Consider the following 16,319-nt stretch of genomic DNA (forward strand, 5'->3'; position numbering starts at 1 on the left):
GCGGAGAGGCGGCGCGGAGAGGCGGCGCGGAGAGGCGGCGCGGAGAGGCGGCGCGGAGAGGCGGCGCGGAGAGGCGGCGCGGAGAGGCGGCGCGGAGAGGCGGCGCGGAGAGGCGGCGCGGAGAGGCGGCGCGGAGAGCGTGGCGCGGAGAGCGTGGCGCGGAGAGCGTGGCGCGGAGAGCGTGGCGCGGAGAGCGTGGCGCGGAGAGCGTGGCGCGGAGAGCGTGGCGCGGAGAGCGTGGCGCGGAGAGCGTGGCGCGGAGAGCGTGGCGAACATCCGGATGGGGCCGGCCGCTCTCCAGCTGGCCCCATCGCGATGTTTCACGTGAAACTAAGCGCCTCGTGCGTAGCCGCGATCAGCGCATCGACATCATCCTCGGTCGTGTCGAAGGCGGTCACCCACCGCACGACTCCCCCGGCCCGATCCCAATGCCCGAACGTGAACCTCTCCATCAGGTACACGATCGCCTTCTCCGGCAGCACCGGAAACACCGCGTTGGACTGAACGTCGTACCGGAACTTCACCACCGAAGCCACCCCGTCAGCCAGCCGGTGTGCCATCGCATTGGCGTGCGAGGCGTTCCGCAGCCACAGGTCACCGCGCAGCAGGGCGGTGATCTGAGGAGAGACGTACCGCATCTTCGACGCGAGCTGCATGCCCTGCTTACGAAGGAAGAGCGCCCCACGCGCCAGCTCCGGCCGCAACACGATCATCGCCTCGGCCCCTAGCGCGCCGTTCTTCGTCGCACCGTAGCTCAGGACGTCCACGCCGACCGCCGTCGTGATGTCAGCCAGGCCGCAGCCGAGTTCGGCGGCCGCGTTGGCCAGCCTGGCTCCGTCCATGTGGAGGAACAGCCCGTTCTCGTGAACGACCTCCGCCAGCGCCGCAATCTCTTCTGGCGTGTAGACCGTCCCGCACTCGGTCACCTGGGAGATGGACACCACCCGAGGCTGCGACAGATGCTCGTTGCCCACCGCGCCGAGCTGGGCGAGCACGTCGCGCGGGCGGAGCTTCCCGTCATCGGTCGCGACGGTGAGCAGCTTCGTCCCGAGAACTCTCTCGGCCGCGCCGGCCTCGTTGCCGTTGATGTGCGCGCTGGCCGGGCAGATCACCCCGTCGTAGGGCCGCAGCATCAACCCCAGCCCCACCACGTTGGCACCCGTCCCGTTGAACATGGCGTAACCCTGCGCCTGCTCGCCGAAGACCTCCCGGACGGCGTCCTCCATGTCGGCCGTCCAGGGATCGCTGCCGTAGGGAAGCGTGTCGCCCTCGTTGGCCGCCACGACCGCCGCCATCACCTCGGGATGAACCCCTGCGTGATTGTCACTACCAAAGCTTTTCGCATGAACCACCTGCCAAGCCTAGGTCAGCGCTCACTCACCCCGATCCCCAGGTCAGACCTGACCGCGACCACAAGTGCAAAACGAAGTAACACCCTTGGATCTGCCGAAGCAATCAAGCCAACCGGTTGAGAGGTTCACGAGATGGCGATCACATTGCTCGGCCAGAGGACGCGGCAGGGGAGCACAGCATGGAGTTGGCGTGAGAACCAAGCGTGGGGAGATGTGAGCGGTGCTTGGTATGGCAGGCAGGCGTGGAAGCCCATCAAAGGCCCGACATGGAACCCCGGCACGGAGCCTGGCACGGAGGCCCGGCGTGGAGGCCCGGCGTGGAGGCCCGGCGTGGAGGCCCGGCATGCAGCCCCCGGCATGCAGCCCCCGCCATGCAGCCCCCGCCATGCAGCCCCCGCCATGCAGCCCCCGCCATGCAGCCCCCGCCATGCAGCCCCCGCCATGCAGCCCCCGCCATGCAGCCCGCTACGAAAACCTGAGATGAGACCCGGTTCCTCCACCCCCGTGGTTACCCCCTGGGTGGAAGAACCGGTATCGCACACCCCGGGTGGCGGTGAGGCGCTGAATTCGCTGCTCGAATGGCAAGATCGTGATCGGCTTCCCAGCATTCCGATGCCGGCCTGGATCATTAGCGCTACCCAACGTCGGCGGCGCCCTCGGTTCTGGGCTGGGCGAGCACACAGTGCGGGGGCACACCCCCTACCGGCTGCCATCCCGAGCCCGGCTTGCTGGCTGGACAAGATAACGCGTAGTTCCCACCGCAGGGCGGGCACCGCAGACCAGCGTCGCCGGATGGCCCGCATCCGGCGACCGCGCTCGCTGCGGTGGCGGGATGCGGGTGGCCGTCAGGGTTTGAGAACGACCTTCTCGCAGTTGTCCTGCTTGTTCTTGAAGATCTCGAAGCCGCGTTCCGCCTCCTCGAGCGGCAGCGTGTGCGTGATGATCCGGGTCGGATCCAGCTCTCCGCTCTCGATGCGCCGCAGCAGCGGCTTCATGTAGCGCTGAACGTGGCACTGCCCGGTACGCAGGGTCAGCGACCGGTTCATCCACGCGCCGACCGGGAACTTGTCCACCAGGCCTCCGTAGACGCCGATCACCGACACCACTCCGCCGCTGCGGCACGACATGATCGCTTGGCGCAGCACGTGCGGGCGGTCGGTCTCCAACCGTACGGCCTGCTTGATCTGGTCGTAGGCGGCGATGTGGGCGCTGCCGTGGGTGGCCTCCAGGCCGACGGCGTCGATGCACTTGTCCGGTCCCCGGCCGCCGGTCAGTTCGAGCAGCCGGGACCGTACGTCGACCTCCTCGAAGTTCACCGGCGTGTGGCCCGCCCGTTCGGCCATCTCCAGCCGGTAGGGCTCCTTGTCGATGGCGATGACCTTGGCGGCGCCGAGTACCCGGGCGCTGTCCATGGCGAACTGGCCGACCGGGCCGGCCCCCCACACGGCCACCACGTCGCTGGGCTGGATGTCGCACATCTCGGCGCCCATGTAGCCGGTGGGCAGGATGTCGGACAGGAACAGCACCTGCTCGTCGGCCACGTCCGACTCAATCTTCAACGGGCCGACGTCGGCGAACGGCACCCGTGCGTACTGGGCCTGACCGCCCGCGAAGCCGCCGGTCAGGTGCGAGTAGCCGAAGATCCCGGCCACCGGGTGGCCGAACATCTTCTCCGCGATCCCGGCGTTGGGATTGGTGTTCTCGCAGCAGGAGTACAGCTCGGCGGCGCAGGCGCCGCACGCGCCGCAGGCGATCGGGAACGGCACGACGACCCGGTCCCCGACGCGCAGCCGCCCCGGATCGACGCCCGGGCCGACCTCGACCACCTCACCCATGAACTCGTGCCCCATGACGTCGCCGTCCTGCATCGTGGGCACGTACCCGTCGACCAGGTGCAGGTCCGAGCCGCAGATCGCGGTGGAGGTGATCCGTACGATGGCATCCCGCTTGTTCAGGATCGTCGGGTCCGGCACGTCACGGACCTCGACCTTGTTGCGGCCCGCCCAGGTGTTCGCCCTCATCGGTCGGCTCCCTTCGTGAGCTCGGATTCCGACAGCGGTTGCGCTGGACGCTGCGGGAACTCCTTGCGGGACTGCTTGCCCCACGGGGCGCCGTCGGACCGGACCACCTCGCCGGTCTCCATGATCTGCTTGAGTCGGCGCAGGTCGTCGTCGAGCTGCTGGTGCGGTTCCTCGCCGAAGTACTTGGCGACCGCTTTGCCGATCGTGCCGCCCGGAATGTCGTACACCAGAACGATGTGCACCTCGGTGCTCACCCCGTCCGGGGCCGGCACGAACCGGACCGTGCCGGCGTTCGGCACGTCGGCGTCGCCGGTCGACCGCCACGCGATCTTTTCGCCGGGCGTCTCGCCGACGATTTCCGCGTCCCACTCGATGTCCTTGCCGAACGGGGCGTTGGCGACCCAATGGCTCGTGCGGTCACCGGTGGTGCGGACCTCCTCGAGGTGTGCCATGAACGTCGGGAGGTTCTCCAGATCACGCCAGAACGCGTAGACCTCCGGTACGGGCTTGCGAATGGTCGTGGTGGCCGTCAGTTCCATGGATTCTCCCCTGCGGACGCCTCGCACGACCAACAGGGAGCGCGCCATGATCCCGACGACGACGCCGATGACAACGACGAGCCGCCGCCGGATGCGCTACCCACGATGGGCGCTGGCCGGCCGAGCGAGATCAGATTTACCGCGTCATCGACGATCCAGGGCGCGGCTGGTTCATACTGGGCCTACCCCTCGAAATGCCACCCAACCCACTCAACCCCGAGCCCAGAAATCACCCGCGACGAGCCGCGATCTCCAGCAACCCGCGGCAGAGCGCCCCCAAATCCTTCCCGGCGGCCTCAGCGGCCATAGGCAGCAGCGAGGTCTCGGTCATCCCGGGAGCCACGTTCACCTCAAGGAACCACGGCTTCCCGTCACCATCCACGATCAGGTCCGTCCGAGACACATCCCGCAACCCCAACGCCGAGTGCGCCGCCACCGCCATGGCCTCACAAGCCGCCCGCGCCTCATCCCCCAGGCGCGCCGGCGCGAAGAACTCCGTCCGTCCGGCCGTGTACCGGGCCGCGTAGTCGTAAGCCCCACCGTCAGGCACGATCTCGACCGGAGGCAGCGCCACCGGCCCCTCCCCCAGGTCCACCACCGATACGGCCACCTCCACGCCCTCGATGTACGCCTCGATCAGCGCCGTGTCCCCATAAGCGAAACACCCCACCATCGCCGCAGGCAGTTCCTCGGCCGACCGCACGATCGACGCCCCCAGCGCCGACCCTCCACGCGAAGGCTTCACGAAGAGCGGCAACCCAAGAGAGTCGACGATCCGCGACAGCACCGCGGAAGCCCCCAGGTCGTGAAAGGTCTCCTTGGGGAGCGACACAGAGTCCGGCGTGTTCAATCCCCACGACCGCACCACGGCCTTCGCGGTCGGCTTGTCGAAGGCCACCCGGCAGGCGTCCGGTGCCGCCCCGACGTAAGGCACCCCGAGGAGCTCCAGGACGGTCCGGATGGCGCCGTCCTCCCCGGCGCCGCCGTGCAGGGTCACGAACACGGCGGTCGGCCGGTCGGCGAGCACGGAGGGGACCAGGGAGGAGTCGGTGTCTCGCGTCTCCACGTCGACACCCTGGGCACGCAGGACTTCGGCCACCCGTCGTCCGGACCGGATGGAGACCTCCCGCTCGTAGGACAGTCCTCCTGCCAGTACGAGCACGTGCCCGAGATCGCTCATAGCCCGGCCTTTCTCCGATTCCTGTACGGCTAGCCCGAACAGGCTAGCCGTACAGAGGATCAGGCGAGGTCTGGACCGGGTGTGTCCACCCCGGAGTGACCGCCCCGGGAGCGGGTGCCGAACATCTCGACCGTGCGGAGCTCTTCCTCGATGACGCCGGCGAGCCGCCGGACGCCTTCGCGGATGCGGTCGGGCTGCGGGTAGCAGTACGACAACCGCATGTGCCTTGACCCCGAGCCGTCAGCGTAGAAGCCCGTGCCGGGGACGAAGGCGACGCGTTTGTCCACAGCCTGGGGAAGCATGGCCTTCGAGTTGAGGCCCTCGGGGAGGGTCATCCACACGAAGAAGCCGCCGGCCGGCTTCGTCCAGGTGCAGCCCTCGGGCATCAGCGTCTCCAGGGCGCCGAGGAGGGCGTCGCGGCGTTCGCGGTAGAGCTCGCGGAAGGTCTTGATCTGCTCGCGCCACGGCTGGGTCGCCAGGTATTGGCCGACGGCCAGCTGGGTGAACGTCGAGTGGGACAACACGGCCGACTCCATGGCCAGCACGAGCTTCTGGCGGATCGCGTGGGGCGCCAGGGCCCAGCCGACCCGGAAGCCCGGGGCCAGGGTCTTGGAGAACGACCCCAGGTAGACCACCCCGTCGGGGTCGTCGGCGCGCAGGGCGCGGAGCGGCTCGCCGTCGAAGCCGAGCATGCCGTAGGGGTTGTCCTCCACGACCAGGATTCCGGCCTTCTGGCAGATCTCCAGGACCTGGCGGCGGCGGACCAGGTTCAGGGTCACGCCGGCCGGGTTCTGGAAGGTCGGGATCGTGTAGAGGAACTTGATGCGCTGGCCGGAGGCCTGGAGCGCGTAGATCGTCTGGGCCAGGGACTCGGGAATGAGGCCCTGGTCGTCCATGGCGATGTGGACGACCTTGGCCTGGTAGGCCGAGAAGGTGCCCAGGGCGCCGACGTAGGACGGACCTTCGGCGAGGACGATGTCGCCGGGGTCGACGAAGATGCGGGTGATCAGATCGAGCGCCTGCTGCGAGCCCACCGTGACGACGACGTCGTCGGCGCCCGCGTCGATGCCCTCCATGCGCATGACCTCGCAGATCTGCTCGCGCAGTGCGGGGTCACCCTGGCCCGAGCCGTACTGGAGCGCTTCGGGACCGCGGCGGTTGACGAGGTCGGCGACCAGTTCGCCGACCACGTCGAGGGGGAGCGCCGTGACGTAGGGCATGCCGCCGGCCAGCGAGACCACTTCGGGACGCGAGGCGACGGCGAACAGAGCTCGGATCTCGGAGGCGACCATCCCGGTAGCTCGTGCGGCGTACCGATCGACGTAGGCATCGATGCGTGACCCGTGGGTCGCGGGTGTCCGACCGTGATCCGTCTCATTCGTCACGGTCCACCTCCGTTTCATAGGCGTTAATTCAGAGGGTAAGGCAGTCGGGTGAACGGACCGCAATCGGTATCAGCATGAGAGAAGCGCCGCGTGCTGCGCGCCGAATTCCTGTTCGGACCGGGAGCACCGGCTACTATTCCAGCAAAACTGCCGGGACCAATGCCGGGAATAGGGGCGTCACGTGTCGCGTCGGCTGGCCAGCATCACGCTCGACAATCTTGATGACCTGCCGCGCAGGTGTCGTAATTGCGTGTTCTGGGAGCTTGACCCCATGGGGGGCGAGCGGGCCGCCCAGGCCGGTGATCCCGGCTTGGAGAAGGAGGCCTGGGTCTCCGCCACGCTGCTGGAGTGGGGCTCCTGCGGCAAGATCGCTTATGTCGACGGGGTGGCCGCGGGGTTCGTCCTGTACGCGCCGCCGCTCTACGTGCCGAGATCGGTGGCTTTTCCGACGTCGCCGGTGAGTTCCGACGCCGTTCTGCTGATGACGGCCCACATCATTCCGGAGTTCTCCGGCGGCGGGCTCGGGCGCATGCTCGTGCAGGGCGTGGCGAAAGATCTCACCCGCCGGGGTGTACGTGCCATCGAGGCCTTCGGCGACCTGAAATGGGAGCAGGCGGGGGCGTGTGTGATGCCGGCCGACTATCTGCTGTCGGTGGGCTTCAAGACCGTCCGGCCGCACCTGCGGTTCCCGCGCCTGCGGCTGGAACTGAAGACTGCCGTCTCGTGGCGTGAGGACGTCGAGGTGGCCCTTGAACGGCTTCTCGGCTCCATGAGCCCCGAACGGGCTCTGCGGCCCGTCTGAAACGATCTGAGGGCCGTACAGCCCAAACAGAAAGCCCTCCCCGGAGGGAGGGCTTCCGAAACTAGATCACGCCGTCGAGTTCGCGGAGCAGCATGGCCTTCGGCTTGGCGCCGATGATCTGCTTGACGACCTCGCCGCCCTTGTAGACGTTCATCGTCGGGATCTGCAGGATGCCGTAGTCACGCGCGATGTCGGGGTTCTCGTCGATGTTGAGCTTCACGACGGTCAGCTTGTCGGCGTGCTCGTTCGCGATCTCCTGGAGGATCGGCGCGACCTGGCGGCACGGCCCGCACCACTCGGCCCAGAAGTCGACGATGACCGGCTTGTCGCTCTGCAGGACCTCGGACGCGAAGTCCTTGGTGGTGACGTTCTTGACGGTGCCCACGATGGCTCTCCTTGTGTTGGTTTGAAACTATTCCTGGTCGGTGAGCCAGCGTTCCGCGTCGAGCGACGCGGCGCAGCCCGTGCCCGCCGCGGTGATGGCCTGGCGGTAGGTGTGGTCGACGACGTCGCCACAGGCGAACACGCCGGGGATGTTGGTCTTGGTGGTGGGCGACTCGACCTTGATGTAGCCCTCGTCGTCGAGGTCGATCTGGCCCGCCACGATCGTGCTGCGCGGGTCGTGGCCGATCGCCAGGAACAGGCCGGTCGCGTCGACGGTCGACTCCTCGCCCGTCTTGACGTTGCGGACCCGCACGCCGGAGACCTTGGCGTCGCCCAGCACGTCGACGACCTCGCTGTCCCAGAGGAAGCGGATCTTCTCGTTGTTGAACGCCCGCTCCTGCATGATCTTGCTGGCGCGCAGCTCGCCGCGGCGGTGCACGACGGTGACCGACCGGGCGAACCGGGTCAGGAAGGTGGCCTCCTCCATGGCGGTGTCGCCGCCGCCGACGACCACGATGTCCTGGTCGCGGAAGAAGAAGCCGTCACACGTGGCACACCACGAGACGCCCTTGCCGGACAGCCGCTTCTCGTTGACCAGGCCGAGCTCGCGGTAGCCGGAGCCGGTGGCCAGGATGACGGCCTTGGCGTAGTAGGTGTCGGTGTAGGTCTTGACGACTTTGGGGTTGGCGTTCAGGTCGACCTCGACGACGTCGTCGGCGACCAGTTCGGCGCCGAACCGCTCGGCCTGCTTGCGCAGGTTGTCCATGAGGTCGGGGCCCATGATGCCGTCGGGGAACCCGGGGAAGTTCTCCACGTCGGTGGTGTTCATGAGGGCGCCGCCGGCGGTCACCGAGCCCTCGAAGACGAGTGGACGTAGATCGGCGCGGGCGGAATAGACGGCCGCCGTGTAGCCGGCCGGGCCCGACCCGATGATGATCACGTTACGGACGTCGCTCAACGCTCTGCCTCTCATTTCCTGTCTGCACGGGCGTCAACAGATCCTAGGCGTCGGCGATTCCCGCCACACATGACAAGGCCCCGCGGTATTCCACGGGGCCCTGGTCGGTCGGGACTCAGTTCCAGGTCGCGAGACCCTCGGGACGCAGGCTGTGGCAGTTGGGGCCGACCACGACCACGCGGACCGCGTTGATCGTCTTGTCCTCCCAGAAGGCCATGATGGTGGCGTCCTGGCCGTTGTAGAAGGCCCGGTCGACGGCTATCGGCTGGCGGTCGAGCTCGTTGGCCTTGCGGGCCACGCACTTGTCGGTCTGCTCGTCGCTGTTGCTGCCGGTGCCGGGCTCGGGACCGAAGTAGCCGAGCAGCGGCCCGTTGAGCTCGCGCGAGGTGTAGTTGTGCCCGCTGGCCCGGACGGCCCACGCGGACTCCGCCGTCTTCAGCGGCGACTTCTCGGGCGAGACGGCGGGTCCGGCCACGGGCGACACGGCCCCGCCGTCACCCGATCCGGACGCCACGAGCTGCGTGGCCAGGCCGACCCCGCCGAAGACCACGGCGGCAGCGGCGGCGGCCGCGACCGGCATCGCCCACGCGCGGCTGCGGGTTCTGGTCTTCTTCCTGGACGCGGCCAGCGGCACCACGGGCGCGATCTCGACCACAGGCGCGGGCTCGGCGGGCTGCTCCCAGGGCGAGTCCTTCATGATCTCGTCCCAGTCGGGCGTCTCGACAAGGCGGAGGCCGCCCCGCTCCGCCTCGGCCTCAAGGGCCCGGTCGATGCGCATCGCGACGCCCAGCGGCATCGCGGTCACCGGGACGGCGGAGAGGAGTTCGCGAACGGCGGCCAGACCGGCGAGGCTCTCCCCGCAGGCGTCGCAGATCGCGAGATGCGACCGGACCTCCAGGGCCGTCGCGTCGTCGAGGAGGCCCTCGGCGAGCTCAGCCAGGATCTCCAGGTCGTAGTGCGTGTCACCCGTCACGAAGTTGTGCTCCCTTCGGGGATGAGACGCGAGTGAGGTCGGATCGGTTCCGCAGATGCGAAAGAATCGGGGCAAGTTTGGCGCGCCCCCGCGCACATCGACTCTTCACCGTTCCGGCCGGAACGTCCAGTACCGCGGCGGCGTCCTCGACCGAGTAGCCCATCATGTCGACGAGCACCAGAGCGGCCCTCTGATCGGCCGGCAGCAGCTTCAGCGCGGCCGTGACCTCGAGAGACACCTCGCGCTCGGCGGTCTGGTCGGGCAGCGGCATGTCGCGCTCGGCGGCCTCGATGAGCTCGTCGTCGGCGACCGGGCGGACCGATTTCCGGCGCATACGGTCAAGACAGGCGTTCACCACGATGCGGTGCAGCCACGTGGTGACGGCGGCGTCGCCCCGGAAGCTCTCGGCCTTGCGGTAGGCGGACACGAAGGCGTCCTGGACCGCGTCGGCGGCTTCGTCGGGGTCGCCGAGCGTCCGGAGCGCGACGGCCCACATGCGGTCGCGGTGGCGCTTGACGATCTCGCTGAACGCCGTGGTGTCGCCCTCGATGTGACGGGTCAGCAAATCGGCATCACTCAGCGCCGGCCGACCGGAGAGGTCGGTCGGTGGGGGAATGTCTGGCGGCGAGGTCACTGGTCTGCCGATCCCGAGGGGTTCACGTGCACGATGGTGCCACCATACTTCCCTCTGGGAACGGCAAAGTGCGTAAACCAGATCAAACCAGCCTGGTCATTCTTTGACGCCCATCAGCTTCACGTCGCGGATCATGGTCCGGAAGCCATTGTTGTGCGGGGGCAGTTCGGTGAACCAGACGAGCAGGTAGCGGGTGGGCGACGAGCCGTTCAGGTCGAAGGTGACCTTGCCGCTGACGTTCTCGCGGGTGAGGAAGGTCTTCAGGCCGTCGGGCTCGGGAGAGGCGCCGGTACGCAGCTCGACCGTCCCGCCGGAGGCGCCGAAGTCGATCACCGCCTGGGTCAGCCGGGTCTCCTTGCCCAGGTCGAGCAGCAGGCCGACGCCCTCTTTGAGGCGGCCGAAGTCGGGGCCGCCGTAGGTCTCGGAGTGCCAGTCGGTGGTGGCCGAGCCGTCGATGGCCAGGGCGGCCAGCTCGTTGCGCTCCTCGCCGTCGCCGAGCGGGTCGAAGCCGGTCGCCCCGGCGATCTTGACCTCGACGGGCTTGCCGGCGGCTTGGCCCTCTTCACCGGCCGTTGCGCTCGGGGCGGCGGTGGGGACGGCGGGCTCGGTGCCCAGGCTCTTGCCGAGCGTCCAGGCGCCGACGCCGACCACGACCATGGCCAGCAGCACCACGACGGTCAGCACGAACCGCGACAACGCGGGGGAGCGGCGCGGCGCCGGGCGGTGGATCATCGGCGGCATCGGCGGCCGGCCGATGGTGTCGACCGGCTCGGAGCGCAGCTCTACGGCCGGGGGCAGGGTCGAGACGGAGGCGGGGGCCGGGCGGGGCACCTCGGCCAGGGCCTCGGCGACCTCCATCGGGGAGTCCATCGGCTCGACCGACTTCCGCAGCCCGAGGATGCGCGAGGTGATCGTGTCGAGGTAGTTCGGCACGCCCGCGGTGACCTGGCGCGGAGTGCAGTAGTGGGCGTCGTCGACCGGGGCCTCGGGCAGGCCGCAGTCGTCGTCGGGCGAGGGCCAGTGGCCGGTGAGGGCGGCGTACAGGAGACGGCCGAGGCCCTCGGCGTCGGCCTGGGCGCGTTCCTCCTCGGTCAGCCCCTCGGCGGCGTCGAGGATCGCGGCGTCGACGCCGACCCCGAGGACCTTCACGGTGTTCCCGGAGGTCCACATCAGCCGGTTGGGGGTGAGGTTCAGGTGGGCGAGGCCGTGTTCGTGGGCGTGGGCGATGGCCTCGGCGGCCTCGGCGACCAGGGCCGCGCCGCGCTCGGCCTCAAGCGGGCCGGCCGACAGCAGGTCGAGCAGCGACTCGCCGGAGACCCACTCGCTGACGACGTAGGCGACGCCGTCTTCGTCGGCGGCGTCGAAGACCTGGGTGAGCCGGGGGTCGGTGAGCCGGGAGGCGGCCCGTGCGGCGATCACGACCTCGTGCTGACGTTCGAAATCAGGCGAGAACGTGTGTACGGCCACCGGCCGCGCCAGCACCTCGTCGATGGCCTTCCAGAAGGTGGCCCCGGACGACTCGTTCACCCGGTCTTCCAGCCGGAATCGATCAGCGAGACGGGTTCCGGGTTCGACAGTGGACATACTCACGCCGCCGCTCCCAAGAACGGCAGCCGACTCCGGGTGGATCCGCCCACACCTGCTCGCTTCCGCTCGACCTGCCTCTGTGGCGCACCATGCTAGTGCCGCGCCGGTCTTGCCCGCCTTCCCCTTCGGAGTCGCATCAACCGGACCTTAAGCCCCGTTGGCACGGAAACCGTTAGCGTCCTACCCGTCTCGTCACCATTCCAATGATGGACCGCACTTCCTGGACGCCCAGCCGGTGCGCGAGAGCGAGGTAGACGCCGAGCGCGAGACCACCGCCGACGACGAGCACGACCAGCGAGCTGAGCACGCTCACCTCGGTGATCCGCACGCTCCCCCACAACACCGCCAGCGCCACGAGGGCGGCCGGGATCGCCGCGAGGTACATGCGCATCAGCCCCGAGGCGACAGCCCGCCCGCCGAGTCCGCCGACCCGCCGCGACGCCAGCACCCACGTGAGGACGCACGCCAGAACGTACGTCACTGTGAACGAACCCGCCAAACCCATGACAACCAGCTCGGGCGGGACAGTGAAGTACAAAGTAAGACCGATCGCCGCATTGACCAGGACGTTCGCCCCCGCGATCACCGCCGGGGTGCGGGTGTCGCCGAAACTGTAGAAAACCCGCAGCAGCAACTGGAAGACCGAGAACGGCACCAGCGCCAGACCGAACACCTGGAGCACGTTGCCGATGTAGATCGCCTGCTCGACCGAGACCGCCCCCCGGCCGAAGATCAGCACCGTCACCGAGGGGCCGAGCACCATCAGCAGCAGCCCGGCGGGCACGATCAGGGCGCTGACGGTCCGCACCCCGCCCGCGAACTCCTGACGGGCCGAGACGAAGTCCTTGTCGTGCACGAACCGGCTCAGCCGGGGGAGCAGGGCGGTGATCACGGAGACCGCGATGATCCCGTACGGCAGCTGGAAGAGCTGGAAGGCGTAGGAGTAGGGCGTGAGGCCCCGGCCGTGCACGCCCTCCTCCGCGGCGGCGGCGCCGGCCCCGACGGCCAGGTTGGTGGTGATCACGAAGCCGACCTGGTTGATCACCGTGAAGGCCAGCGCGCCCGCGCCGAGCCGGGCCATCTCCCCCAGGCCCGCGTTGCGCAGGTCGAACCTCGGCCGGAACCGCACCCCGGCCCGCAGCAGCGCGACGACCAGCACGAACGCCTGGGCCACGATGCCGGCCGTGGTGCCGAGCCCGAGCAGCACCAGATCGACATGGGTGACCTGGCCGATCTCCGACGGGCCGCCGCTCAGCAGGTAGGCCGCCGCGACGCCGATGACCACGACGTTGTTGAGCACCGGGGCCCACATCGGGGCGGCGAACCGGTCGCGGGCGTTCAGGATGGCCCCGGCCACGGCGCCCACGCCGAAGAAGGCGATCTGGGGGAGGATGAACTGCGCCATCGTCACGGCCGCGGTGACGCCCTCGGGGGGCAGCTTGTCGGCGTACAGGAGCACGAGGGGCCGGGCCAGCACGACGGCGACGATCGCGACGGCGGTGAGGCCGAGGGCGGCGATGGTCAGCAGCCGCTGTTCGTAGGCGGCTCCCCCGTCGGCGTCGGTCTTCTGCCGACGCACGATCGCCGGCACCACCACGCTGCTCAGCACGCCGGTGATCAGCAGGTCGAGCAGCACGAAGGGGATCGTGTAGGCCACGTTGTAGGCGTCGCCGAGGATCGCCGTGCCGATGGCCGAGGCCAGGATGGCGGTCCGGAGGAAACCGGTCACACGGGAGACCAGCGTGCCCGCCGCCATGATCGCGCTCGCGCGCAGCATCCGGCTCATCGATCAGCTCCTTGATCCACCCGGCCTACAGCGAGACGAGGCTACGCCCCCTGGGGCTCCTCCTGCTCCACGGGCATCTGCACGGGCGCCGGGAAGACGGGGTCCTTGCGCTGATGGCGGCGCAGCAGCCGCATGACGACGGCGGCCAGCATGATGGTCACCGCCACGCCGACGATCACCAGGGCGATGCCGGTGTAGCCGGTGGCGGAGATGACGATCTCGGTCGGCTTGCCGTATTTGCGGCCGTCGGCGGTCAGCAGCTGCACGTCGAAGGCGGCCTTGCCGTGGTCGGCGGGCACCACGACGGGGATCTCGTAGGTGCCGGCCTTCCCGGCCTGGACCTCGGCCTGCTCCTCGACGAACACTCCGCCCCGGGCGTCGACCTGGAGCTGGTCGGGATCGCGCGACCTGACCTCGAGGTTGAACTTCACGTTCTCGCGGAGGGTGTTGCGCACCGTCACCAGGATGCGGCCGTTGGTGCCGGCCACCGCGAACGGGTCGTCGGCGCCGACGATGAAGACGCGGTCCATCTGCTTGGTGATCGACGAGTTGAGCTGCCTGGCGAACGCGGGCGCCTTCTTGCCGCCCCGCCACGACGCCGAGGTCAGCCGCAGCACCGCCCGGTCGTAGGTGCGCTGCCCGCTCGTCGGCAGCGCCATCGCGACCTCGGCGGTCCGGGCCAGCCGGCGGACCCCGCTCATGTACGACTTGGGCAACTCCGCCTGCCGCGCCTGCGGCGGGTAGACCAGGTCGCCCACGGAGGCGTTCTTGGCCGGCCTGATCGAGGCCAGCGGCACGTCGCGCACCCACGGCAGCGGCTTGAGCAGCGCGGCCATGAACGTCGGGTCGGGGTTCCACAGGTGGTTCGACGGCATCGCGATCAGCGGCGCGGCCCGGTTGGCCGTGAGCCCGTTCATGGCGGTCTCGGCGATGTAGCGCTGCCGGGCCGCCACGGTCGCCCCGGCCGCCCGGCCGTCGGTGCCGAGCAGCCCGCTGAGCACCGGATCGGCCGTCTGCACGATCACCGGCCCGCTCACCGTGTCGACCACCCCGGCCGATCCGGCCAGCGCCGCGGTCGCCTGGGGCGGCACCGCGGCCTGGGCCAGCAGCACCGTGTCGACGCCGTTGACGGCCAGCGCGTCGAGGGTGTCGCGGTCGATCACCCCGCCGACCGGCCAGATCGTGGACGTGGTCGCCGACCCCACCTTGAGGAGCTGGTTGGTGGCGAACGAGCCGACCAGGAGCGCCGTGGGGGTGGTCGTGTCGAGCCCGTTGTGGACGATCGCGCCGAGGTCGGCGTCGGCGTAGGGCATCGCCATGACGGGGTTGTCGGCCAGTGCCGACCGCAGGGAGGTCACCCATTCGGCGCCCTGGGCCACGGCCTCCTTGGCGGCGCCGTCGAGGTAGTAGGGCCGCGACACCCGCTGGGCGTCGTCGAGCACCGAGCCGTCGACGAACCAGGTGGTGGTCTCGTCGGTCGCGGTGGCCAGCGCGAGCAGGTTGTTGAGGCGGCCGTCGCCGAACAGGTCGTCGTCGATGAACGTCTGGTCGTCGGCGCGCTTCGGCTGCGCGGTCAGCGGGAGGGCCAGCGCGAGCCGGGTCGGCTTCACGGCGGTGCCCTTGGGGACGTACGTGAGGAAGGTGCGCTCGACGCCGACGACCTGCCCGGTGGCGCCGTCGACGGCCTCCACCTCCAGCGGGTAGACGCCGGGCTGGGAGATGCTGAGCTCGGCCGGTGACAGGGAGAGCGTGAACGGCAGCTTGCCCGACCCGTCGACCTGGGTCGCCTGCACCTTCGTCCGCCACGAGTTCGTGAAGACCGTCTGGCCGGTGACGTAGGCGGCGATGTCGGCGCGGGAGGTGAAGGGGCGGCCGGCGGCGTATCTGATCTGGACGCGGACGAAGCTCTGCGGGGTGCCGGTGACGGCGCCGGCGATGGTGATCGTCTGGTCGGGCCGGGTGGGGGACTCGGGGCTGAACTCACTCAGCGTGACCGGGTCGGCCGCACGCGCGGTGGCCGCCGCCGCTGTAGGGGCCGCCGGGATCGCCAGGCCCGCACCGGCGAGCAGAAAGGCGAACAAGACGGGACCGAGGCGACGCACGCCCTGAATGCTATAGGCCCCGGCCATATGGCCGTTGTCAGCTTGCCAGGCCGTGACCGGCGAGCTCCACGGGCTTTCCCGAGGCCAGGGGGAAGAGATGCACAGCGCGTAGTCGCAGCGCTGTCATGCGTTCACCCGTCGCGGTGTGCACGAACACGTCGGGGTCGGTGGCGTCGACCAGCCGCCGGTCGATCAGCAGGGTGAGCTTCTCGGGCAGCAGCAGCGGGCACACCAGCCCGGCCGCGTAGTCGGTGACCGCGTTGACCGTGTAGGAGGAGGCGGGCCTGACCCGTTCGGCGCCTAACGCGGCGGCGATCACGCTGGGCCGTGGTCTGCGGGCCACTGAGCTGATGACGGCGACGGGTTCGCGGCAGCCGCGGGTGGTCACCTCGAACACGGTGACGGTCACGCAGGTCTCGGGCGGGACTCCCAGCACCTCGGGCAGCTCGTCGGCGGAAGTCAGGACGCGCGGAAGCCGTACGATTTCATGGTGGATTTGACGGGCGAGGAGCCAGCGATGGATCGCGAGGGCGTCCTGCATGTGGTCTGCTCCTTTTCGCGGCCCCCGACAGATCTGCACTGAACGTAGCCTGCTGATCGCCATAGGTGTATTAGC

The 16,319-nt window shown here is 69.4% G+C and carries 14 protein-coding genes; 1 reads left to right on the plus strand and 13 read right to left on the minus strand.

What is annotated here, in order from left to right:
• Positions 1-320 precede the first annotated feature (320 nt).
• The 5 genes from GT755_RS16875 to GT755_RS16895 all read right to left on the minus strand — a co-directional run bounded on the left by GT755_RS16875 (position 321) and on the right by GT755_RS16895 (position 6,495).
• A complete protein-coding gene (locus tag GT755_RS16875) occupies positions 321-1,352 on the minus strand; it encodes a threonine aldolase family protein (RefSeq protein WP_328794383.1) in 1,032 nt (343 codons plus the stop codon).
• Between the two features lie 845 nt (positions 1,353-2,197).
• The gene (locus GT755_RS16880) at positions 2,198-3,373 is read right to left on the minus strand and encodes a zinc-dependent alcohol dehydrogenase (RefSeq protein ID WP_161480682.1); all 1,176 of its coding nucleotides are present in this window, start codon (positions 3,371-3,373) and stop codon (positions 2,198-2,200) included.
• Positions 3,370-3,912 (minus strand): SRPBCC family protein, encoded by a 543-nt coding sequence (locus GT755_RS16885; RefSeq protein ID WP_161480683.1) that lies wholly within the window; start codon positions 3,910-3,912, stop codon positions 3,370-3,372. The genes GT755_RS16880 and GT755_RS16885 overlap by 4 nt, the downstream gene beginning before the upstream one ends.
• A gap of 229 nt (positions 3,913-4,141) precedes the next feature.
• Entirely contained in the window at positions 4,142-5,092 is a 951-nt protein-coding gene (locus GT755_RS16890; RefSeq protein ID WP_161480684.1) for a D-alanine--D-alanine ligase family protein, read from the minus strand.
• Positions 5,093-5,151: 59 nt separating this feature from the next.
• On the minus strand, positions 5,152-6,495 hold the full coding sequence (locus tag GT755_RS16895; RefSeq protein WP_161480685.1) for an aminotransferase-like domain-containing protein: 1,344 nt from the start codon (positions 6,493-6,495) through the stop codon (positions 5,152-5,154).
• Between the two features lie 163 nt (positions 6,496-6,658).
• Here GT755_RS16895 and GT755_RS16900 point away from each other — a divergent pair, with 163 nt between their 5' ends.
• Positions 6,659-7,279 carry a GCN5 family acetyltransferase gene (locus GT755_RS16900; protein WP_030452613.1) on the plus strand — a complete coding sequence of 207 codons (621 nt, stop codon included), beginning with the start codon at positions 6,659-6,661 and terminating at the stop codon, positions 7,277-7,279.
• Positions 7,280-7,340: 61 nt separating this feature from the next.
• Here GT755_RS16900 and trxA read toward each other — a convergent pair whose 3' ends face one another.
• From trxA to GT755_RS16940, 8 genes are all read right to left on the minus strand, one after another.
• Complete coding sequence (gene trxA, locus GT755_RS16905; protein WP_030452614.1) at positions 7,341-7,664, minus strand: thioredoxin; 324 nt, start codon at positions 7,662-7,664, stop codon at positions 7,341-7,343.
• A 27-nt stretch (positions 7,665-7,691) separates the two neighbouring features.
• Positions 7,692-8,621, minus strand: coding sequence for a thioredoxin-disulfide reductase (trxB, locus tag GT755_RS16910; RefSeq protein WP_161480686.1), 930 nt, complete (start codon positions 8,619-8,621; stop codon positions 7,692-7,694).
• Between the two features lie 115 nt (positions 8,622-8,736).
• On the minus strand, positions 8,737-9,594 hold the full coding sequence (locus tag GT755_RS16915; protein WP_161480687.1) for a cupin domain-containing protein: 858 nt from the start codon (positions 9,592-9,594) through the stop codon (positions 8,737-8,739).
• Entirely contained in the window at positions 9,584-10,228 is a 645-nt protein-coding gene (gene sigM / locus GT755_RS16920; protein ID WP_161480688.1) for an RNA polymerase sigma factor SigM, read from the minus strand. Before sigM ends, GT755_RS16915 begins: the two co-directional genes overlap by 11 nt.
• A gap of 96 nt (positions 10,229-10,324) precedes the next feature.
• Positions 10,325-11,812 carry a protein kinase family protein gene (locus GT755_RS16925; protein ID WP_202610167.1) on the minus strand — a complete coding sequence of 496 codons (1,488 nt, stop codon included), beginning with the start codon at positions 11,810-11,812 and terminating at the stop codon, positions 10,325-10,327.
• 175 nt (positions 11,813-11,987) lie between these two features.
• Positions 11,988-13,601, minus strand: coding sequence for a murein biosynthesis integral membrane protein MurJ (gene murJ, locus GT755_RS16930; RefSeq protein ID WP_161480690.1), 1,614 nt, complete (start codon positions 13,599-13,601; stop codon positions 11,988-11,990).
• 41 nt (positions 13,602-13,642) lie between these two features.
• A complete protein-coding gene (locus tag GT755_RS16935; protein WP_161480691.1) occupies positions 13,643-15,703 on the minus strand; it encodes a DUF6049 family protein in 2,061 nt (686 codons plus the stop codon).
• A gap of 37 nt (positions 15,704-15,740) precedes the next feature.
• A complete protein-coding gene (locus GT755_RS16940; protein WP_030452621.1) occupies positions 15,741-16,244 on the minus strand; it encodes a YbaK/EbsC family protein in 504 nt (167 codons plus the stop codon).
• Between the last annotated feature and the right edge of the window lie 75 nt (positions 16,245-16,319).

Origin of the sequence: Herbidospora solisilvae (genome assembly GCF_009901565.1) — a bacterium.
Classification (GTDB): domain Bacteria; phylum Actinomycetota; class Actinomycetes; order Streptosporangiales; family Streptosporangiaceae; genus Herbidospora; species Herbidospora solisilvae.

Excerpts from the sequence above, each read along its gene's own strand:
- GT755_RS16880 (WP_161480682.1), bottom strand. The coding sequence starts at position 3,373 with ATGAGGGCGAACACCTGGGCGGGCCGCAACAAGGTCGAGGTCCGTGAC.
- GT755_RS16885 (WP_161480683.1), bottom strand. The coding sequence starts at position 3,912 with ATGGAACTGACGGCCACCACGACCATTCGCAAGCCCGTACCGGAGGTC.
- GT755_RS16890 (WP_161480684.1), bottom strand. The coding sequence starts at position 5,092 with ATGAGCGATCTCGGGCACGTGCTCGTACTGGCAGGAGGACTGTCCTAC.
- GT755_RS16895 (WP_161480685.1), bottom strand. The coding sequence starts at position 6,495 with ATGAAACGGAGGTGGACCGTGACGAATGAGACGGATCACGGTCGGACA.
- GT755_RS16925 (WP_202610167.1), bottom strand. The coding sequence starts at position 11,812 with ATGTCCACTGTCGAACCCGGAACCCGTCTCGCTGATCGATTCCGGCTG.
- murJ (WP_161480690.1), bottom strand. The coding sequence starts at position 13,601 with ATGAGCCGGATGCTGCGCGCGAGCGCGATCATGGCGGCGGGCACGCTG.
- GT755_RS16940 (WP_030452621.1), bottom strand. The coding sequence starts at position 16,244 with ATGCAGGACGCCCTCGCGATCCATCGCTGGCTCCTCGCCCGTCAAATC.